Source organism: uncultured Roseobacter sp. (assembly GCF_947496515.1).
GTDB lineage: Bacteria > Pseudomonadota > Alphaproteobacteria > Rhodobacterales > Rhodobacteraceae > Roseobacter.
Map to the genome: position 1 here is coordinate 182,031 of NZ_CANMDB010000005.1, position 19,322 is coordinate 201,352.

Genomic DNA, 19,322 nt, shown 5'->3' on the forward strand with positions numbered 1-19,322 from the left:
GGTATGGGCACACCCGATGACCCTCCTGCGAACCCCACGGTGAATGACATCGCCCGGGTTGCCCGCGTCAGCCTCGCCACGGTGGACAGGGTTCTGAACGCGCGGCCCGGTGTGCGCCAGATCACGGTGGAGCGGGTGCATCAGGCCATCGCGGAGCTGGGGTACGTGCGCGATACTGCCGCGGCCAATCTGGCCCGCGGACGGACCTACCGGTTCTTGTTTCTGCTGCCTGCCGCGCGCAATGAGTTCATTGATCTGATCGAGCGAGAGGTCTCCGATCTGGCTGCCGGGCTCAAACGCGACCGGACCCAGATCACCTGTCAGCGGGTGCCCGCCTTTGACCCCATGGCACTGGCTGACGCGGTGGGCGCGCTGGATGCAACCGCGCTGGAGGGGGTGGCGATCTTTGGCCCCGAGACGCCATCGGTGCGTGACAGCATCGCGCGGCTGAATGCGCAGGGCGTTGCCGTGATTTCACTGATCTCAGACATCCCCAGTTCCGGGCGCACGGCCTATGTGGGCATCGACAATATCGCGGCAGGGCGCACAGCTGCTCAGCTGATGGGCCGGTTTCTCGGTCCGGCAGAAGGGGCCGTTCTGGTGATCACCGGTTCCATGCTGGCACGCGATCATCTGGAGCGGCGGCTGGGATTTGACGAGGTGATGGCCCGGGATTTTCCGCATCTGAAGGTGCGCGCCTCTGTGGAGGGGCGCGATGACCCTGATCTGATTGCACGGCTGCTGCCACATGCCATGGGGGCCGAAGGCGAGATCTGCGGCATCTACGCCTCTGCTGCCGGAAACGCCGGGCTGCTGCAGCATCTGGAGCGCAATCCGCCCCTGCGCGCGCCCGTCATCATCGCCCATGAGTTGACGCCGCTGTCACGCGCGGCGCTCACCGCCGGGGTGTTCGACGCGGTGATCAGTCAGGATGCGGGCCATCTGGTGCGCAGCGCCGTGCGCATCATGCGCGCGGACTGTGACCAAAGCCCGATCAACCTCGCTCAGGAACGCATTCGCACGGACATCTATCTGAAAGAAAACCTGCCGCCCGAAACAGGGCTTTTGAAAGGAGCATGAGATGAAAACGATGAAGGGACCGGCGCTGTTTCTGGCCCAGTTCGCGGGCGACGATGCGCCGTTCGACAGCTGGGACGGCATCACCAAATGGGCCGCCGCCTGTGGCTACAAGGGTGTTCAGGTCCCAAGCTGGGACGCGCGCCTGTTCGATCTGGCGACCGCTGCCCAGAGCAAGACCTATTGTGACGACTTCAAAGGGCAGGCGGCGGCCAATGGCGTGGAGGTGACCGAGCTTTCGACCCATCTGCAGGGCCAGCTGGTCGCAGTGCATCCGGCCTATGACACCGCCTTTGACGGCTTTGCCGCGCCTGAGGTGCATGGGGATCCCAAAGCGCGGCAGGCCTGGGCCGTGGAGCAGGTCAAGATGGCCATCAGCGCCTCTGCCAATCTGGGATTGAGCGATCACGCCTCCTTTTCCGGCGCGCTGGCCTGGCCTTATCTTTACCCCTGGCCGCAGCGGCCCGCGGGATTGGTGGAGACAGCCTTTGATGAGCTGGCCAAGCGCTGGCGGCCGATCCTGGATCATGCGGACGAGAAAGGTGTGAACATCTGCTACGAGATCCACCCCGGAGAGGACCTACACGACGGGGTGACCTTCGAGATGTTTCTGGAGCGCGTGGACAACCATCCGCGCTGCAACATGCTCTATGACCCGTCGCATTTCGTGCTGCAGTGCCTTGATTATCTCGATCACATCGACATCTACGGCGAGTGGATCAAGATGTTTCACGTCAAGGATGCGGAGTTCAATCCGACCGGTCGGCAGGGGGTCTACGGTGGGTATCAGCCGTGGGTTGACCGGGCCGGGCGCTTTCGCAGTCTGGGGGACGGGCAAGTAGACTTCGGCGCGGTCTTCTCCAAGCTGGCGGCGCTGGATTTTGACGGCTGGGCCGTGGTGGAGTGGGAGTGCTGTCTGAAACACCCCGAAGATGGGGCGCGCGAGGGAGCCGCCTTTGTGCGCGATCACATCATTCGGGTGACCGAACGGGCCTTTGATGATTTCGCAGATGGCGGCACGGATGACGCGGCCAACCGGCGGATGCTCGGGATCGACTGATCTGTCCGCAAGGCAGCGCGGGATGGCTGATCTGCGCCTCCGGCGGGAGTTTTTTTGGCAAGATGAAAGAGCGCGGTGGCGCAGGAGGAATGAGATGGCACAGAGGATCAGGCTGGGGATGGTGGGCGGCGGCAATGACGCCTTTATCGGGGCAGTACACCGGATTGCGGCGCGGCTCGATGACCGCTATGAGCTGGTGGCAGGGGCGTTATCCTCCACGCCGGAGCGGGCGCGGGCGTCGGGAGAAGCGCTTGGCTTGCCGCGCGTCTACGATGATTTCAAATCGATGGCTGTCCGCGAGGCGCGGCTGAAAGAGGGCATCGAAGCCGTGGCCATCGTCACGCCCAATCACATGCATTTTGCCGCAGCGCGGGAGTTCCTCAAGCGCGGTATTCACGTGATCTGCGACAAGCCGCTGACCTCGACCATGGCGGAGGCCCGCAAAATGGCCAAAGCGGTCGAGGCGAGTGCTGCAAAATTCTTTTTGACGCACAACTATACCGGCTACCCGATGGTCCGGCAGGCGCGCGAAATGGTGGCACAGGGCGAGCTGGGCGAGATCCGCGTGGTGCAGGTGGAGTATCCGCAGGACTGGCTGACGCGGCACGAGGACTTCAAGCAGGCCGAGTGGCGGACCGATCCTGCGCGATCGGGCGCAGGCGGCTCCACAGGGGACATTGGCACCCATGCGCATCATCTGGCCTGCTTCGTAAGCGGGTTGCGGGTCGAGAGCCTTGCGGCGGATCTGCAGTCCTTTGTTCCGGGGCGGGCACTGGATGACAATGCCCATGTGATGTTGCGGTTTGAGGGGGGTGCGCGCGGGATGCTCTGGTGCAGTCAGGTCGCACCCGGCAACGAGAACGCGCTGCGTCTGCGCATCTACGGCGAGGCAGGCGGTCTGGAATGGGCGCAGGAGCAACCCAACCATCTGTGGCATAAGCCTTACGGCGCGCCAAAGCGGTTGATCACGCGCAATGGTGCAGGCGCAGGCGAGGCTGCGGCACGGGTCAGCAGGGTACCGCCCGGGCATCCCGAGGGCTATCTGGAAGGCTTCGCCAACCTCTATACCGAAGCGGCGGAGAAGATCATCGCGCATCGCGACGGGGTGGATGCTGCGCCAGAGGTCACCTGCCCGGGGATCGAGGACGGCTTGCGCGGTATGGAGTTTGTTAATGCCTGTGTCCGGTCCTCGGCGCGCAACGCCGCATGGGTCACGCTGCCCGACTGACGCGCGGCCAGCGGGCCTTTGAGATTAAATGACAGCTTGCCTCTGTGCCAACGCTCTGGCGCGCGGTTCGTGCTGGAGCGCGTGGCTGGCGTACCGTGGTGCGGGTGCAGCGCTTTTCGCTGCAGCGCAACAGAGTGTTGATGGACTGTCACAAGCGGTAGCCGCGCCGGGAACGTCTCCCTTATTTTTCAACAGTATCAGATGGCTAGGCACTTTTCACATGCGGTGATCCAAGGGCGGGAACTGATCTCGGAACAATGTGAGACAAACCGAGGATGATCTGGAAAGGTTCGCGAAAGCTTTTGCCTGCATTTTGCCGGCAACGGTTTTTGAGAGGTAAAATGTTACAAGTCATCCCTGCGAACCAGCTTTCGGACCTGTTTGATCAGTTTTCCGTCCCCATGTTCGCGGTTGAAAGACCGAGTGCGGAGGCCGCGTTCAGGCTTGTCTGCATCAACCGCGCCCACGCCGAGGCAACGGGTCTCAACCCGGGTGGTCTTGGAAACAAGGCGTGTCATGATCTGCTCCCGCGGGGTGAGGCTAATGTCGTCGGCCGTCACATCCGCAGTTGCGCTGAAACAAGGCGTGAAGTGCGCTTTCGTGAAACGCTCAGCTGGCCAAAGGGTCCGCAGGTCTGGGACACGGTGCTTCAGCACGTCTTGCTGGACACCGGGGCGGACCGCGTTGTCGGCACCGGCCTGCAGATATCCGCACCTGACCGGCTGGGCAGCACTGCGACGCTTGAAGATGTGCGCTTTTATTCGGCGCTGGCGGACATGCAACTCCACAATCTGGTGGCACTTTTCGACGCTGCAAAAGATCAGGAGATCTTTCGTCGTGACAACGAAGACCGCACACAGCGGTTAAGCGGCGCCTGCCGGTCTGCCCTGCGATCGGTTGAAGACATTCGCAACGTCCTGGATCGAGATCAATCCGAGCAATCACCAAAGCAGATGACGGGTCATGGACGAGAACAGCATGTCAAGAGCGGTGTGGTACGCGCAATCTGCGATGTGGCTGCCCGCTGAAAGCGTTACAATATTAGGTAGCCTGATTACATATCGTAACGTTTCTATTGAAGCGTTTGGTTCTTTGCCGTAGAAAAGAAGATGGCAACGCACCTCCAATTGCGGGGTGTGTCTTGACCATCCGGTATCAAAAGGACTGCAGCGATGTACGCTCAGATGATCAAATCCACCGGCAAAGGTGTGAAAGCCCTTGAGGACATGGATCCTCAGGAGCGGGCCTTTCAGGAGCGCATTGACGCAGGCGGCAAGATCGAGCCGAAGGACTGGATGCCGGAAGGCTACCGAAAGACGCTGATCCGGCAAATCGGTCAGCATGCGCACTCCGAAATCGTGGGTCAGTTGCCCGAGGGCAACTGGATCACCCGGGCGCCCACGTTGCAGCGTAAGGCGATCCTGCTGGCAAAGGTACAGGACGAGGCGGGGCACGGGCTCTACCTCTATTGCGCGGCGGAGACGTTGGGGGTCAGCCGGGATCAGCTGACGCGGGATCTGCTGTCGGGCAAGATGAAGTACTCCTCGATCTTCAATTATCCGACACTGACCTGGGCGGATATGGGGGCTGTCGGCTGGCTGGTCGATGGGGCCGCGATCATGAACCAGGTGCCGCTGCAGCGAACCTCCTACGGTCCTTATGCCCGCGCCATGGTGCGGATCTGCAAGGAGGAGAGTTTCCACCAGCGCCAAGGCTTCGACATCATGATGAAGATGGCCCAGGGCACGAAGGCGCAGAGGCATATGGCGCAGGATGCGCTGAACCGTTTCTGGTACCCGTCGCTGATGATGTTCGGGCCATCGGACAAGGATTCGGTTCATTCCGCGCAGTCCATGGCCTGGAAGATCAAGATGAACACCAATGACGAGCTGCGCCAGAAATTCGTGGATCAGACCGTGCCGCAGGCCGAGCATCTGGGGCTGGCGATCCCGGATGAGGCGCTGCGTTGGAACGACGAGCGCGGGCATTACGACTTTTCCGAGCCCGACTGGTCGGAGTTTTACGAGGTGTTGAAGGGCAACGGCCCCTGCTCTGCCGAGCGTATGGCAGCGCGGAACAAGGCCTGGGATGATGGCGCGTGGGTGCGCGAGGGGCTACTGGCGCACGCGGAGAAGAAGCGCGCGCGCAAGTTGGCAGCGGAGTGAAAGGCAAGATGCGGCTGGACCACGTGGCCTTGACCGTCTCGGATCGTGAGGACTCCGCGGCGTTCTACGCGCGGTACTTCAAGCTCAACCAGCGGGTTCATGAGGATGACCATCTGCTGATCCTCGCAGGTGACGGCGGCTCACTGCTTGCGCTCAGCGAAGGTAAGGTGCCGTCCGATCTGCCACGCACCAATCATTTCGGCTTTCAGGCTTGCGATGTGCAAGAGGTGCAGAACCTACGTGCGCGCTTTGCCAAAGACGGGGTGGAGGAGGCGGAATTTCAGGCCCATGGGCCAACCCGCGTGCAAGTCTTCGACCCGGACGGCAACAGGGTCGAAGCCTATGCCTTTTAAGCGCGCATGGCGGCGGGAGCTGGAGCAATGAGTAGTGAATGGCCACTTTGGGAAGTCTTTGTCCGCGGACAGCACGGGTTGAGCCACCGGCATGTGGGCTCGCTCCACGCCGCAGATGCGGAGGCGGCCATCCGCAATGCCCGCGATGTCTACACCCGCCGCAACGAGGGCGTCAGCATCTGGGTGGTAGAGGCCAGCGCCATCGCCGCCTCCAGCCCGGAGGAGAAAGGCCCGCTCTACGAGCCTGCCAATGACAAGGTCTACCGCCACCCGACTTTCTACGACATCCCCGATGATGTGGGGGCGATGTGAGCGATCCGCTCTTTGAATTCCTCTGCCGGATGGGCGACAACGCGCTGGTGCTGGGTCACCGCGTCTCGGAATGGTGCGGCGTGGCACCCGCGCTGGAAGAGGACATCGCGCTGGCCAACACGGCGCTGGATCTAGTCGGCCAGGCGACGCTCTGGCTGGACCTTGCGGCCGAGGTCGAGGGGGCGGGCCGCGACGCCGACGCGCTCGCCTTTCGCCGCGATGTCTGGGACTTCCGCAACCTGCTGCTGGTCGAACAGCCCAACGGTGATTTCGGCCAGACGATGATGCGGCAGTTCCTCTTCGACGCCTGGCACCGGGCGTATCTGGCAGCGCTCACCGACAGCTCGGATACCCGGATCGCCGCGATTGCCGAAAAATCCCTCAAGGAGGTGACCTACCATCTCGACCGCAGCGCGGAGACGGTGATCGGCCTTGGCGACGGGACCGAAGAAAGCCATCGGCGCATGCAAACAGCACTGGACCGGCTCTTTCCCTTCGTCGGCGAGATGTTCGTCACGGATGAGGTTGACGCCGCGATGATCACCGCCTGCATCGCGCCGGACCCCCGCAGCCTCAGAGCGGGGTTCGACAGCTATCTGGCAGAGGTACTGGCCGAGGCCAAACTAATCCAGCCCAGCGGAGACTTCAGTCACAAAGGCGGCAAGTCAGGCGCGCGGCATTCGGAGCATCTGGGTCACATGCTGACGCAGATGCAATGGCTGCAGCGCGCCTACCCCGATGCCACATGGTGACCGACAAACCATCGCTGGACACGGTCTGGCAGTGGCTCGACGCGCTGCCTGACCCGGAGATCCCGGCGATCAGCCTGACCGATCTGGGCATCATCCGCGATCTGCGCTGGTCGGGCGACACGCTCGAAGTCACCGTCACACCCACCTACTCCGGCTGCCCGGCGACACAGGTCATCGCGATGGACATCGAGACCGCCCTGAACGATCGCGGCATCGAGACACTTGAGATCAAGACGCAGCTTTCTCCGGCCTGGACGACCGACTGGCTGACCGAGCGAGGCCGCGCGCGGCTGGCAGACTACGGGATCGCGCCCCCGCAACCTGCGGGCGGGCCGAGCGCATGCCCGCTCTGCAAGTCGTCCAATGTCGAGCGGATCAGTCAGTTCGGCTCCACCCCCTGCAAGGCGCAATGGCGGTGCACCGATTGCCTTGAGCCATTCGACTATTTCAAATGTATCTGACCCGGTCCTTCTTTCGGCGGCGTCACGACGGACCGAACCAAACCCGATGAGCCGATTTCACTCTCTCACCGTCACGGGCATTCACCGCACGATCCGGGACGCGGTCGTCCTGACCCTCGAAGCGGAAGATCCTGCGGCCTTCGCCTTCGTGCCCGGGCAGTATCTGACCTTCCGCAAGACGTTGGCAGGGACGGAACTGCGCCGCAACTACTCCATCTGCGCAGGATCGGATGAGGGTCTTTTGCAGGTCGGGATCAAACGGGTGGAGGGCGGTGCGTTTTCCAGCTTTGCCAATACGGATCTGAAGGTGGGCGACCGGCTGGAGGCGATGCCGCCGCAGGGCAGATTTACACCGCAGATCGATCCAGACAGCACCCGGAATTTCCTCGGCTTTGCCGGCGGGTCGGGCATCACGCCGATCCTGTCGATCCTGAAAACGGTACTGACCCGCGCGCCCGGCGCCACGTTCACGCTGGTCTATGCCAACCGCGCGGTGAACACGATCATGTTCCGCGAAGAGCTCGAAGACCTCAAGAACCGCTATATGGGCCGCCTGCGCGTCGTCCACATGCTGGAATCCGGTCAGGACATGGAGCTGTTCACCGGACGGATCGACGCGGCGAAATGCGTAGCGCTCTTCCGGCACTGGATCGATATCTCCGCGATTGACACCGCACTGATTTGCGGGCCCGAACCGATGATGCTGGCCATAGCGGATAGCCTGAGGACGCATGGGCTCAGCGACGACCGGATCCTCTTTGAGCTTTTCACCGAAAGCCAGAAGGGCCGTCTGGCGCGCGCGGCCATCGCCGAACGTGCGACAGATCAGGCGGCCACACAGGTCGAGATCACGGTCGAGGGAGTCACCCGGCATTTCGCCATGCCCAAGGATCAGTCAGTGCTGGAGGCCGCGCTTAACAACGGGCTCGATGCGCCCTTTGCCTGCAAGGCGGGGGTCTGTTCCACCTGCAAGGCGCGAGTGCTGGAGGGGGACTGCGAAATGCTGAGCAACCACGCGCTGGAGGATGACGAGGTCGCGCGCGGCATGGTGCTGACCTGTCAGTGCTACCCGCTGAGTGACCGGATCGTCGTGGAATACGACACCCATTGAGGACCCCATATGCCCACACTCCGTGATGTCGAGAGCTTTGCCGCAGGTCAGTGGATCCTGCCCGACAGCGGCGCGCGGCTGATCGCGAGCGCCATCACCGGGCAGCACATTGCGCGGGCGGGCAATGATGCGCTCGACGTCCAGAGCATGCTGGCCTACGCCCGCGAGCGGGGTGGCCCGGCGCTGCGCAAGCTCACCTTTCACGACCGTGCGCGGCTGATCAAGGCGCTGGCGCTGCACCTGCGCCAGCATCGTCAGACGCTCTATGATCTGAGCTATGACACCGGTGCCACGGCATCGGATCACTTGATCGACGTGGACGGTGGCATCGGGACCATGTTGGTCTTCGCCTCCAAGGGCCGCCGTGAGATGCCCGACGCGCATGTCTATCTCGACGGCCCCGTGGAGCAGCTCAGCCGGGAAGGTAGCTTTCTGGGACAGCACATCGCCGTCCCACTGCAGGGGGTCGCGCTGCAGATCAATGCCTACAACTTTCCGGTCTGGGGCATGCTGGAGAAACTGGCGCCCGCCTTGCTGGCGGGGATGCCGGTAATCGTGAAACCCGCGACCGCCACCTGCTACGTGACAGAGGCCTGCGTCCGGCTGCTGCTGGACAGCGGCCTTCTGCCGCCCGGGGCGCTGCAGCTGGTCTCGGGCGGGTTGGGCGACATGCTGGATCATCTGGACTGTCAGGACACCGTCGCCTTTACCGGCTCCGCCACCACGGCGCGGCACCTGCGCCAGACCCCGCAATTGATCGCCGAAAGCGTCCGCTTCACCGCCGAGCAGGACAGCCTGAACGCCTCGCTGCTGGGTCCCGATGCTGGCCCCGGCACGCTTGAGTTCGATCTTTTCCTTGATGAAGTCCAGCGCGAGATCACCACCAAGGCCGGTCAGAAGTGTACGGCGATCCGGCGCATCATGGTCCCGGATGGCGCGGTGGACGCGGTTCTGGCGACGCTGTCCCAGCGTCTGTCGCAGGTGCGTGTCGGCGATCCGAGGGAGAAGACGACCGAGATGGGCGCGCTCGTCTCTGCGGCGCAAAAAGCCGATGTGCTGGAGAAAGCCGCGCAATTGAGCACCGAAGCCGAGCGGGTCTGCGGCGATTCCAACGGCTTCACCCCAGCAGGTGCGGAAACGGCCGAAGGTGCCTTCCTGCCGCCCATGCTCTTTCACTGTGGCAACCCAGATGCGGCGCAACATGTCCACGACACCGAAGCCTTCGGCCCTGTCTCCACCGTGATGGGCTACCGCGATCTTGACCATGCGGTGCGCCTGCTGAACCGCGGCAAGGGCTCATTGGTGGCCTCGCTGATCACCCATGATCCAGCGGTCGCCCGGCAGGTCACGCTGGGGACCGCGGCATTCCACGGGCGGCTCTACATCAACGATCGCCGCTCCATGGGAGAGGCAACGGGCCACGGCGCGCCGCTGCCACATATGGTCCACGGTGGGCCGGGCCGAGCGGGAGGCGGCGAGGAGCTGGGCGGCATCCGAGGGGTGCTGCACCATATGCAGCGCACGGCGATTCAAGGCAGCCCCGACATGCTGAGCGCCATCACTGGTCAGTGGGTGCCGGGTGCCACCACGACAGAGACATCCACGCATCCTTTCACGCGACCCTTTTGCAGCTTGCATCCGGGAGAGACGCTCGCCGCCGGGCCGCGCACGGTCACGCTGGAAGATATCGAGACCTTTGCGCATTTCACCGGCGATACCTTCTACGCCCATATGGATGATACGGCGGCAGCGGCGAACCCCTTCTTTCCGGGCCGCGTCGCGCACGGCTATCTGCTCTTGAGCTTTGCCGCCGGGCTTTTTGTCGAACCCGCACCCGGCCCGGTGCTGGCAAATACCGGGCTCGACAATCTGCGCTTTCTGACACCGGTCTCGCCGGGCGACAGCCTGTCAGTGCAGCTGACGGTCAAGGCCAAGACCCCACGGAACGCGCAGTACGGCGAGGTCCGCTGGCACGTGCGTCTGAGCAATCAGGACGGAGCGGCGGTGGCGGAATACGACCTGCTGACCATGAATGCCCACTGAGCTGCCCGAAGATCTGACCCGCGCGCTGATGGCGCAGGGTGGCCAGCGGGTCTGGTCGCTGCTGGTCAGTGTCTTTGGCGATCTGGCGGCAGAGGACGGGTCCGCCTTGGGCGGGCCGGTGCTCTCGGCGATCATGGGCCGCATGGGCATCCGGTCCGAGGCGACGCGTGTCGCCCTGCACCGGCTGCGCAAGGATGGCTGGATCACATCCGAGCGCGCGGGCCGCACCAGCCGGCACAGCCTGACACGCCACGGGCGTACCGAAACCCTCGCTGCCAGCCGTCGCATCTATGCCAGCACGGCGGATCGACCGCAAAGCTGGCGTGTCATCATCACCGAGGCCGCCACCGCCGAAAGCCGGGATGCACTCTCCACCGCGGATTTCACGCCCATCGCGAACCGCATCTTTCTGGCAAGCGGAGACGCGACCGCCCCCAAGGACGCACTGGTGCTCAGTGCCAAAGCCGTGCCGGAGTGGTTACGCCGTCAGGTCACCCTCGCTGGCACGCTTGCAGACTACGCCGCCCTTTGTGCAATTCTACAGCGGATTGATGACGTGCTGCCTGAGGGAACGCAGCTTGATCCGTTCGACCGTGCTGTCCTGCGGTGCCTCATGGTCCACAACTGGCGGCGCCTCGTGCTGAAGCAGCCCGACCTGCCGGATGGGCTCTTTACCGCGGATTGGCAGGGGCCGCGGTGCCGGGATCTTGTCACCCGGCTGCTGGACCGGTTCCCCCGTCCGGATCTCACAGAGCTTTCAACGTAACGGATCCTTTTACCGGACACCAAGGCAGGCTATATCGAGCCCATGACACATCACGTATACCAAAACGATCTGCCCTCCGATCTGGACCTTGGTCCGGCCGTCGCCATCGATTGCGAGACCATGGGCCTGCACCCGCACCGCGACCGCCTTTGCGTCGTGCAACTGTCCGGCGGGGACGGCACGGCGCATCTGGTGCAGATCGCCAAAGGACAGACCGAGGCGCCCAACCTGTGCCGCCTGCTTGCCGATGAAAACGTGCTCAAGCTGTTTCACTTCGGTCGGTTCGATATCGCCGCGATGCACCACGCCTTCGGCACGCTTGCAGCGCCCGTCTACTGCACCAAGATCGCCAGCCGTCTGGTGCGCACCTATACGGACCGCCACGGGCTGGCCAAACTGCTGCAGGAGCTGCTGAACATCGATATTTCCAAACAGCAGCAGTCCAGCGACTGGGGCGCGGCAGAGCTGACGCAGGCACAGGTCGAATACGCGGCCTCCGATGTGCTCTATCTGCACCAGCTGCGCGATGCGCTGAACGAGATGTTGGAGCGTGAGGGCCGGATGGATCTGGCGCAGCGCTGTTTCGACTTCCTGCCGACCCGGGCGCAGCTCGATCTGGATGGCTGGCCAGATACGGACATCTTCGCACATTCATGAGCCACCCGTTCCTTGATACAGCGCGGCGGGTCATCACAGCGGAGGCCGCGGCGCTCACGACGCTGGCCGGTCATCTGGATGCGCGGTTTGACGCGGCGCTGACAGTCCTGCGCGACACCCGTGGGCGGGTGATCGTGACCGGCATCGGCAAATCAGGCCATATCGCCCGCAAGATCGCGGCCACGCTGGCCAGCACCGGGACGCCCGCGCAATTCGTCCACCCGGCGGAGGCCAGCCACGGCGATCTGGGCATGATCACGCAAGCGGATGTGGTTCTGGCCATCTCCAATTCCGGCGAAGCACCGGAACTGGCAAACCTCGTGGCCTACACACGCCGATTTGCCATTCCGCTGCTGGGCATCACCAGCGTGGAGGGCTCGGCGCTCGGGCGGCAATGCGACGTGGTCCTGCTGCTGCCCCGGCTGGGCGAGGCCTGTGGCACCGGTGTTGTGCCATCCATCTCGACCACCATGACGCTGGCGCTCGGCGATGCGCTGGCCATCGCCCTGATGGAGCATCGCGCCTTTACGCCCGAGAACTTCCGCGACTTTCACCCGGGCGGCAAACTGGGGGCAGAGCTGAGCCGGGTTTCGGACCTGATGCACGTGGGCGACGCACTGCCCGTGGTGCAAGGGGATGTCCCCATGGCCCAGGCGCTGAAGGAAATCGGCAGCAAGGGCTTTGGCGTGGTCGCCGTGGTGGATGAGGATCGGCGGCTCTGCGGTATCATCACCAACGGTGATATCGGACGACATATGGCGCGGCTCGAGGGCGCACGGGCAAGCGACGTAATGACACCGAAGCCACGGACCATCGCCCCGGACGCGCTCGCTGAGAAAGCCCTGGGCGAGATGAATGCCAACAAGATCACCTGCCTTTTCGTGGTTGACCCCGGCGCCCCCGACCAGCTTGCCGGGCTGATCCACATCCACGACTGCCTGCGCGTCGGTCTGGGTTAAGCGGTGATGAAAACGGATCGGTATTCGCGCCTCGTCGGCCTGCTCAAGGTTCTCTTTCCGCTCACCGCCCTTGCGCTGCTTTCAACCCTCTTTCTGCTGTCGCGGGTGATCGACCCGACGGATGCGATCCCCTTTGCGGAAAGCGACGTGCAGGAGCGCTTGCTCAATCAACAGGTGTCGGGCCCTTATTACGCAGGCACCTCCTCCAACGGCGATCAGATCGCCTTTACCGCGGATAAGGTGACCTCGCCGCAGGGTCTGGGCAAACGCAGCCTCAGCGAGGATGTGCATGTGGAAATCAAGCTGGTCAGCGGTACGGTGATCGACGTGACCTCCGACTGGGCGACAGTGGATATTGCCGAGGATCTGGTGGATCTGACCGACGATGTGGTGATTACGACATCACATGGGTACGTGGTGACCAGCGACGCGATGGCCGCCCGCGTCAGCGTTCTGGACGTCACCTCGCCCGATACGGTGCGGGCCACGACACCCGGCGGTGGCGATCTGGAAGCAGGCAGCATGCGGCTGATGTCACCCGAACCCGACGCACCGGCCCAAATGCTTTTCACAAATGGTGTAAAGCTGATATATCAGCCGAAAAAAGTGGATGACTAACCCGTGACATTGTTCAGAATGCTTGCCGCGCTCATGGCACTGTTCCTCAGCGCGCCCATCCTCACCGCCCAAGGCACCCAAGTGGCCTTCGGCGCCCTGCAACAGGATACCGGGCTGCCGGTAGAGGTAACATCAGAGAACCTCGCCGTCGATCAGGCCACGGGCGAGGCCGTCTTTACCGGCGATGTCGTCGTCACCCAAGGTGAGATGCAGCTGGCCGCTCCCAAGGTTCTGGTAATCTACAGCGAGGACCGCGGTGCAATCGAACGGATGGAGGCCACGGGTGGTGTCACGCTGGTATCCGGCCCCGATGCCGCGGAATCGCAACGCGCCGACTACAGCATCGACACCGGCGTGATCGTCATGACCGGTGACGTGCTGCTGACGCAGGGATCGTCCGCACTGAGTGCCGATAAGATGACGGTGCAGCTGGAAACAGGCACCGCGCAGATGTCCGGCTCCGTCCGCACCCTGTTGCAGACCCAGGATCGCTGAACGCCCATGCCTCAGCTGACCGTCTCCGAGGGCTCTGCCGGGCTGCGCATCAGCCACCTGCGCAAAGCCTACCGCAAGAAAACCGTGATCCGCGATTTTTCCATGTATCTGGAGCGGGGCGAGGTCGTGGCGCTGCTGGGGCCCAACGGCTCGGGCAAGACGACGACCTTTTACGCGGTGGCCGGGCTGGTCACCCCCGAAGGCGGCACCGTGCTGATCGACGGGCAGGATGTGACCAACCTGCCGATGTACCGCCGCGCGCGGCTGGGCATCGGATATCTGCCGCAGGAGATGAGCATTTTCCGAGGCCTTTCGGTACAGGACAACATCAGTGCCATTCTGGATATCGCCGAGCCGGATCACCACAAACGCCGCGAACGGCTGGAGGAATTGCTGAGCGAATTTTCCATCGAGCATCTGCGCCGTGCCTCCGCCATGGCGCTGTCCGGTGGAGAGCGGCGCCGGGTGGAGATTGCCCGCTGTCTGGCGGCAAGTCCCAAATACCTGCTGCTCGATGAGCCCTTTGCGGGCGTCGATCCGATCTCTGTCGGAGATATCCGGCATCTGGTGGCGGATCTCAAAAAACGGGGCATCGGGGTGCTGATCACCGATCATAATGTACGCGAAACGCTCGAAATCGTGGACCGTGCCTATATCCTGCACGAGGGCCGCGTGCTGATGTCCGGCACCCCCGAAGAGGTCGTTGAAAACGAGAACGTACGCCGGGTCTACCTGGGCGACAACTTCCGGATTTCCTGAGCGCTTGTTCCGGGAAGCTACCGGCGCGAAAACACTTTTTACGCGAACCTCCGCCGCTTTTATTTGACCCTTAGCCGGTTTTCAGGCTCAATAGCCGGATGGAATCCATGCGTCATCGCCGGTCTGCGCCTCGCCCCTTTCGGTTGGGCAGCACACCCGATAATGCAGCGGAACGCCTTTTACCGTGACCCGCATCCGTAACCTGCCAGCGCTCCGGCGCGCGGCTTTGCCATGCCAGGTCCGACATACCAAGGAGAGACTATGCGGTATCAAATCAGCGGCAAACAGATCGACATCGGCGACGCGTTGCAAACACACGTCAAAGAGGAGCTGGGCGAGGCTGTCAAGAAATACGCTGAACGCCCGACAGAGGCCGTCGTGGTCTTCTCCAAGTCGGCGCATGAGTTTGTCTGCGAGGCGACCGTGCACCTGTCGACCGGCCTGACCGCACAGGCCAAAGCGCATCAGACCGAGATCTATGCAGCCTTTGACAGCTGTTGCGACAAGATGGAAAAGCAGCTGCGTCGCTACAAGCGCAGGTTGAAAGATCACCACAAAGATCGGGCGGAACCGGTTGAAATCTACGGCGCCTCTGCCTATATCCTCGCTTCAGAAGCTGATTCTGATTTGCAGGAGCCGGAAACGCTGCAGCCCATTATCGTCGCGGAGATGGAAACGAAAATTCCCTCTCTGTCCGTAGGGGAAGCAGTGATGCAGATGGAGCTTGCTGGCGCACCGGTTCTGGTGTTCAGGAACGAAAGCAAAGAGGGTCTGAATGTGGTGTATCGCCGGGATGACGGCAACATCGGCTGGATAGACCCGCAGTAGGATACCGTTGAGGCGACACAGCCTCCCTAAAGTGCGAGCAACATGGATCTCAACAAACTCCTCAAACCTGAGGCCGTGAAAGTATTGACATCGGCTTCCAGCAAAAAGCGTCTGATGCAGGATCTGGGAGATCTGGCGGAGCAGGCCTACGGGCTGCGGTCCGGCGACGTTCTGGATGCGCTGATCGCGCGTGAGGCGCTTGGCCCGACGGGTGTCGGCCACGGTGTCGCCCTGCCCCACGCCCGGCTTGATGGCCTCGATACGGTGGTCGGGGCCTTTGTTCTGCTGGACAAGCCCATTGATTTTACCGCGGTGGACCGACAGCCTGTGGACATTGCCTTTGCCCTTTTCGCGCCTGAGGATGCGGGCGTCGAGCATCTCAAGGCTCTGGCATTGGTATCCCGGACGCTGCGCGATCAAACCATCTGTGCCAAATTGCGGGCCAACCAGGATGCCGCGACGCTGCACACAATCCTCACGTCTGGTCAGTCCGAACAGGCCGCCTGAGCAGAGCAGCTCTGCCGATCATGGATCACGGGGCCCGTTTCTGCCCGGCGAAAGGTTTTTGGGTCTTTGCTGGTGACAGATGATCCCCAACAGATTTGCGTGCCGTCGAAATCCGCTTGTCCGGTATTGCGGTAATTGCCCCAGACATCGCCGTTGAGACGGTCGAATTCCTACCCCAAGTGTTGATCTTGCAGCGGCAGTCTTCCTTGCCACAGCAGCCATCGGCGGATGGGTGATCCGTACTCACTTGCCACCACATCATCGCCGCCAAGACCGCATCTGTGAAAGCAGACACAGAGTGATCAGGGAGCTTTTCGCCTTCAGAGGTCCCAGACGCGTCCCCCGAACGCGCCGGACATCTAAGACTGCTCTGGCGCAAGGATCTCCCGTTTGCCCACGTGGTTCGCAGCCGACACCAACCCCTGATCTTCCATCTGCTCCACCAAGCGCGCGGCCTTGTTGTATCCGATGGCGAGTTTGCGCTGGATGTAGCTGGTGGAGCACTTCCTGTCATTGATCACCACCTGCACAGCCTGATCGTACAGCGCGTCCTCGCCGTCGGTATTGCCGCCGAGACCCAGCACCAGGTCGATGTCGCTCTCCTTGTCATCGGACGGCCCATCGACCACCCCGCCGACATAGTCGGGCTCACCGTAGGCTTTGAGGTGGTTGACGATCTCCTCGACCTCTTCATCCGACACAAACGGCCCGTGGCAGCGGGTGATCTTGGCGCCGCCCGCCATGTAGAGCATGTCGCCCATGCCGAGCAGTTGCTCCGCCCCCATCTCGCCCAGAATGGTGCGGCTGTCGATCTTGGAGGTGACCTGAAAGCTGATCCGCGTCGGAAAGTTGGCCTTGATCGTCCCGGTAATCACATCGACCGAGGGGCGCTGTGTCGCCATGATCAGGTGAATGCCCGACGCACGCGCCATCTGCGCCAGCCGCTGGATGCAGGCCTCGATCTCCTTGCCCGCAACCATCATCAGATCGGCCATCTCATCAACGATCACCACGATGTAGGGAAGTGCCTCGGGCGTGTTTTCTTCGGTCTCGAACACCGGCTCGCCCGTCTCATCGTCAAAGCCTGTCTGCACCGTGCGGGTAAACATCTCTCCCTTGGATAGCGCTTCGCGGACCCGACCGTTGAAGCCTTCGATGTTGCGTACGCCCATCTTGGACATCTTGCGGTAGCGTTCCTCCATCTCGCCCACGACCCATTTGAGCGCCACCACGGCCTTCTTGGGATCGGTCACAACGGGGCTGAGCAAATGCGGAATGCCGTCATAGACGCTCAGTTCCAGCATCTTGGGGTCGATCATGATCATCCGGCATTCTTCGGGCGTCAGCTTGTAGAGCAGGCTGAGGATCATCGTGTTGATCGCCACCGATTTACCCGAGCCCGTCGTCCCCGCGATCAGCAGGTGGGGCATTTTGGCCAGGTTAGCCACCACAGGATCCCCGCCGATGTCCTTGCCAAGCGCCAGCGGCAGGCGCTGGTTGCTGTCGCCGAAATCACGCGCCGAGAGGATCTCGCGCAGGACCACCTTTTCGCGGCTGTCGTTGGGCAGTTCGATGCCGATCACCGACCGCCCCGGCACGGTGGAAACCCGCGCCGAGAGCGCCGCCATGGACCGCGCGATGTCATCCGCCAGCCCGATCACGCGCGAGGCTTTGAGGCCCGGTGCCGGTTCCAGCTCATACATGGTCACCACCGGGCCGGGGCGGACGGCAACGATCTCGCCTTTCACGCCGTAGTCATCCAGCACGGATTCCAGCATCCGCGCGTTTTCCTCAAGCGCCGCATCGCTGAGCTGCAGACGCGGTACATTGACCGGGTTCTCCAGCAGGCTGAGCGGTGGCAGTTCGAAACCGGGATGCGTGTCGTCAAAGGACAGCTTCGGCTGCGCTTCGGCCTGAGCGCGGCTGGAAGGTTGCGCAGGCTTGCGGCTGGGCTGCTGGATGACGCGGCGCGGCTCCGCCACTGCCCGGATCTCAGATGCGAGCGCCACAGATTCTATGACCTCCGGGGCCTCCGGCACCGGGGACGTCAGACGCTGCGTACCGGTCAGCGGCGGTTCGGCCCGTGCGACACCGGGCTCAAGGACCAACGGGTCGGGCCCGCGCCCAAGGCCCTTTGTCAACGGGGCCGTGACGGGCGTGTTCAGCGGTTTGCTGCTGCGCACCCGCGATTTGATCACGTCGGCGATACGGGCCTTGATCCGGTCGGGGGCTGGGCCTTCGTTGATGTCCAGCGCGATGTCGGTCTCGATCAGCTCCGGTTCCGGCATCTCATCGGGACGGTTCACCAGCCCGGGTCTCTTTGCAAACAACCCGACCTTGGGCACACCACCGGCAGTCTGAAAGGCAGGCGCCCCTTTTGCCGGCGCCACCTCTGTCAGCACAGCTTCGGCCTCCACCGCCGCAGCACGCGCCGCGCGAGCCTCAGCCCGGCGCTCCGCATGGCGGGAGGAGATCTGCTGCGCAGTGGTCAACGCGCCGCTCGCGCCCCGGCCCAACAGCGTCATCAGCCCCGCGTAGAGCATCACCAGCCCCACCAGCAGGAACCGGCCAACGCGCAGCAACTCACCCCGTGTGAACCCCGTCACAAAGGCCCCGAGCGCGAGGATCCCGAACGCCATGAGCACCGACATCAGCTTGACCGTAAACACCGACCCGATGGGCAAAAGCTCCAGCAGGATGGCCATCACCGTATCCCCGAAAAGCCCGCCCAGGCCAAAGCTATGGGTATCGAGCCAGTTGCCATCGGGCGTCAGCGTCGCCGCATAAATAGACCCGAGCGCCACGGCGATGGGCGCAAAGATCAACCGCCCCACGGCCCGGTCCGCGCCTTGATGCAAGGTGAACCGCAGCCCCCAGGCCACCAGCACGAGGCCCAACCCCCACGAACCCCAGCCCACGATCATGAATAGCGGTGCCGCCAGCGCAGCCCCAGGGCGGCCCAGCCAATTCTGCACCGGTGCCTCAGTTGAGACCATCCAGTTGGGATCATCGGGCGTGTAGGATGCGATCATCGCGCAAGCCATGCAGCCAAGCACGATCAGCGCCAGACCCAGCAGCTCCTTGCCCCGTTTCTCAACGGCTTGCGCCATGGAGCTGTCCAGCAGCGGATCGCGTCCTCGTGTCTGATATGCCATGCTCTGATCCCTCGTA

The 19,322-nt window shown here is 63.0% G+C and carries 20 protein-coding genes; 19 read left to right on the plus strand and 1 reads right to left on the minus strand.

Translation table 11 applies throughout. The annotated features are described in order from the left end of the window. Positions 1–3: 3 nt before the first annotated feature. The 19 genes from Q1A53_RS11415 to Q1A53_RS11505 all read left to right on the plus strand — a co-directional run bounded on the left by Q1A53_RS11415 (position 4) and on the right by Q1A53_RS11505 (position 16,151). Entirely contained in the window at positions 4–1,080 is a 1,077-nt protein-coding gene (locus Q1A53_RS11415; RefSeq protein ID WP_299966503.1) for a LacI family DNA-binding transcriptional regulator, read from the plus strand. Position 1,081: 1 nt separating this feature from the next. After that, positions 1,082–2,137 (plus strand): sugar phosphate isomerase/epimerase family protein, encoded by a 1,056-nt coding sequence (locus Q1A53_RS11420; protein WP_299966504.1) that lies wholly within the window; start codon positions 1,082–1,084, stop codon positions 2,135–2,137. A gap of 94 nt (positions 2,138–2,231) precedes the next feature. Further along, positions 2,232–3,365 carry a Gfo/Idh/MocA family oxidoreductase gene (locus tag Q1A53_RS11425; RefSeq protein WP_299966507.1) on the plus strand — a complete coding sequence of 378 codons (1,134 nt, stop codon included), beginning with the start codon at positions 2,232–2,234 and terminating at the stop codon, positions 3,363–3,365. A gap of 275 nt (positions 3,366–3,640) precedes the next feature. Further along, on the plus strand, positions 3,641–4,393 hold the full coding sequence (locus Q1A53_RS11430; protein WP_299966509.1) for a hypothetical protein: 753 nt from the start codon (positions 3,641–3,643) through the stop codon (positions 4,391–4,393). 144 nt (positions 4,394–4,537) lie between these two features. Beyond that, a complete protein-coding gene (gene paaA / locus Q1A53_RS11435; protein WP_299966511.1) occupies positions 4,538–5,530 on the plus strand; it encodes a 1,2-phenylacetyl-CoA epoxidase subunit PaaA in 993 nt (330 codons plus the stop codon). A gap of 8 nt (positions 5,531–5,538) precedes the next feature. Beyond that, complete coding sequence (locus Q1A53_RS11440) at positions 5,539–5,883, plus strand: VOC family protein (RefSeq protein WP_299966513.1); 345 nt, start codon at positions 5,539–5,541, stop codon at positions 5,881–5,883. A 27-nt stretch (positions 5,884–5,910) separates the two neighbouring features. Beyond that, positions 5,911–6,195, plus strand: coding sequence for a 1,2-phenylacetyl-CoA epoxidase subunit PaaB (gene paaB / locus Q1A53_RS11445; protein WP_299966515.1), 285 nt, complete (start codon positions 5,911–5,913; stop codon positions 6,193–6,195). 29 nt (positions 6,196–6,224) lie between these two features. After that, positions 6,225–6,947, plus strand: a complete 723-nt coding sequence (gene paaC / locus Q1A53_RS11450) for a 1,2-phenylacetyl-CoA epoxidase subunit PaaC (protein ID WP_299966793.1) — start codon at positions 6,225–6,227, stop codon at positions 6,945–6,947. Then, positions 6,941–7,408, plus strand: coding sequence for a 1,2-phenylacetyl-CoA epoxidase subunit PaaD (paaD, locus tag Q1A53_RS11455; protein WP_299966518.1), 468 nt, complete (start codon positions 6,941–6,943; stop codon positions 7,406–7,408). The genes paaC and paaD overlap by 7 nt, the downstream gene beginning before the upstream one ends. 46 nt (positions 7,409–7,454) lie before the next feature. After that, positions 7,455–8,519: a 2Fe-2S iron-sulfur cluster-binding protein gene (locus Q1A53_RS11460; protein WP_299966520.1), complete on the plus strand. Its 1,065-nt coding sequence runs from the start codon at positions 7,455–7,457 to the stop codon at positions 8,517–8,519. A 9-nt stretch (positions 8,520–8,528) separates the two neighbouring features. Beyond that, entirely contained in the window at positions 8,529–10,562 is a 2,034-nt protein-coding gene (gene paaZ, locus Q1A53_RS11465; RefSeq protein WP_299966522.1) for a phenylacetic acid degradation bifunctional protein PaaZ, read from the plus strand. Further along, the gene (locus Q1A53_RS11470) at positions 10,552–11,328 is read left to right on the plus strand and encodes a PaaX family transcriptional regulator C-terminal domain-containing protein (protein WP_299966524.1); all 777 of its coding nucleotides are present in this window, start codon (positions 10,552–10,554) and stop codon (positions 11,326–11,328) included. Before paaZ ends, Q1A53_RS11470 begins: the two co-directional genes overlap by 11 nt. Before the next feature lie 42 nt (positions 11,329–11,370). Next, positions 11,371–11,985, plus strand: coding sequence for a ribonuclease D (locus Q1A53_RS11475; protein ID WP_299966527.1), 615 nt, complete (start codon positions 11,371–11,373; stop codon positions 11,983–11,985). Further along, entirely contained in the window at positions 11,982–12,944 is a 963-nt protein-coding gene (locus Q1A53_RS11480; RefSeq protein WP_299966529.1) for a KpsF/GutQ family sugar-phosphate isomerase, read from the plus strand. Before Q1A53_RS11475 ends, Q1A53_RS11480 begins: the two co-directional genes overlap by 4 nt. A 6-nt stretch (positions 12,945–12,950) precedes the next feature. Continuing rightward, entirely contained in the window at positions 12,951–13,562 is a 612-nt protein-coding gene (locus tag Q1A53_RS11485) for a hypothetical protein (protein WP_299966532.1), read from the plus strand. An 18-nt stretch (positions 13,563–13,580) separates the two neighbouring features. After that, positions 13,581–14,057, plus strand: coding sequence for an LptA/OstA family protein (locus Q1A53_RS11490; protein WP_299966794.1), 477 nt, complete (start codon positions 13,581–13,583; stop codon positions 14,055–14,057). 6 nt (positions 14,058–14,063) lie between these two features. After that, positions 14,064–14,816 carry an LPS export ABC transporter ATP-binding protein gene (gene lptB, locus Q1A53_RS11495; protein WP_299966535.1) on the plus strand — a complete coding sequence of 251 codons (753 nt, stop codon included), beginning with the start codon at positions 14,064–14,066 and terminating at the stop codon, positions 14,814–14,816. A gap of 261 nt (positions 14,817–15,077) precedes the next feature. After that, positions 15,078–15,644, plus strand: a complete 567-nt coding sequence (gene raiA / locus Q1A53_RS11500; RefSeq protein WP_299966537.1) for a ribosome-associated translation inhibitor RaiA — start codon at positions 15,078–15,080, stop codon at positions 15,642–15,644. Positions 15,645–15,686: 42 nt separating this feature from the next. Beyond that, entirely contained in the window at positions 15,687–16,151 is a 465-nt protein-coding gene (locus Q1A53_RS11505) for a PTS sugar transporter subunit IIA (RefSeq protein ID WP_299966538.1), read from the plus strand. 359 nt (positions 16,152–16,510) lie between these two features. Here Q1A53_RS11505 and Q1A53_RS11510 read toward each other — a convergent pair whose 3' ends face one another. Then, positions 16,511–19,306, minus strand: a complete 2,796-nt coding sequence (locus Q1A53_RS11510) for a DNA translocase FtsK (protein WP_299966540.1) — start codon at positions 19,304–19,306, stop codon at positions 16,511–16,513. Positions 19,307–19,322: the final 16 nt, after the last annotated feature.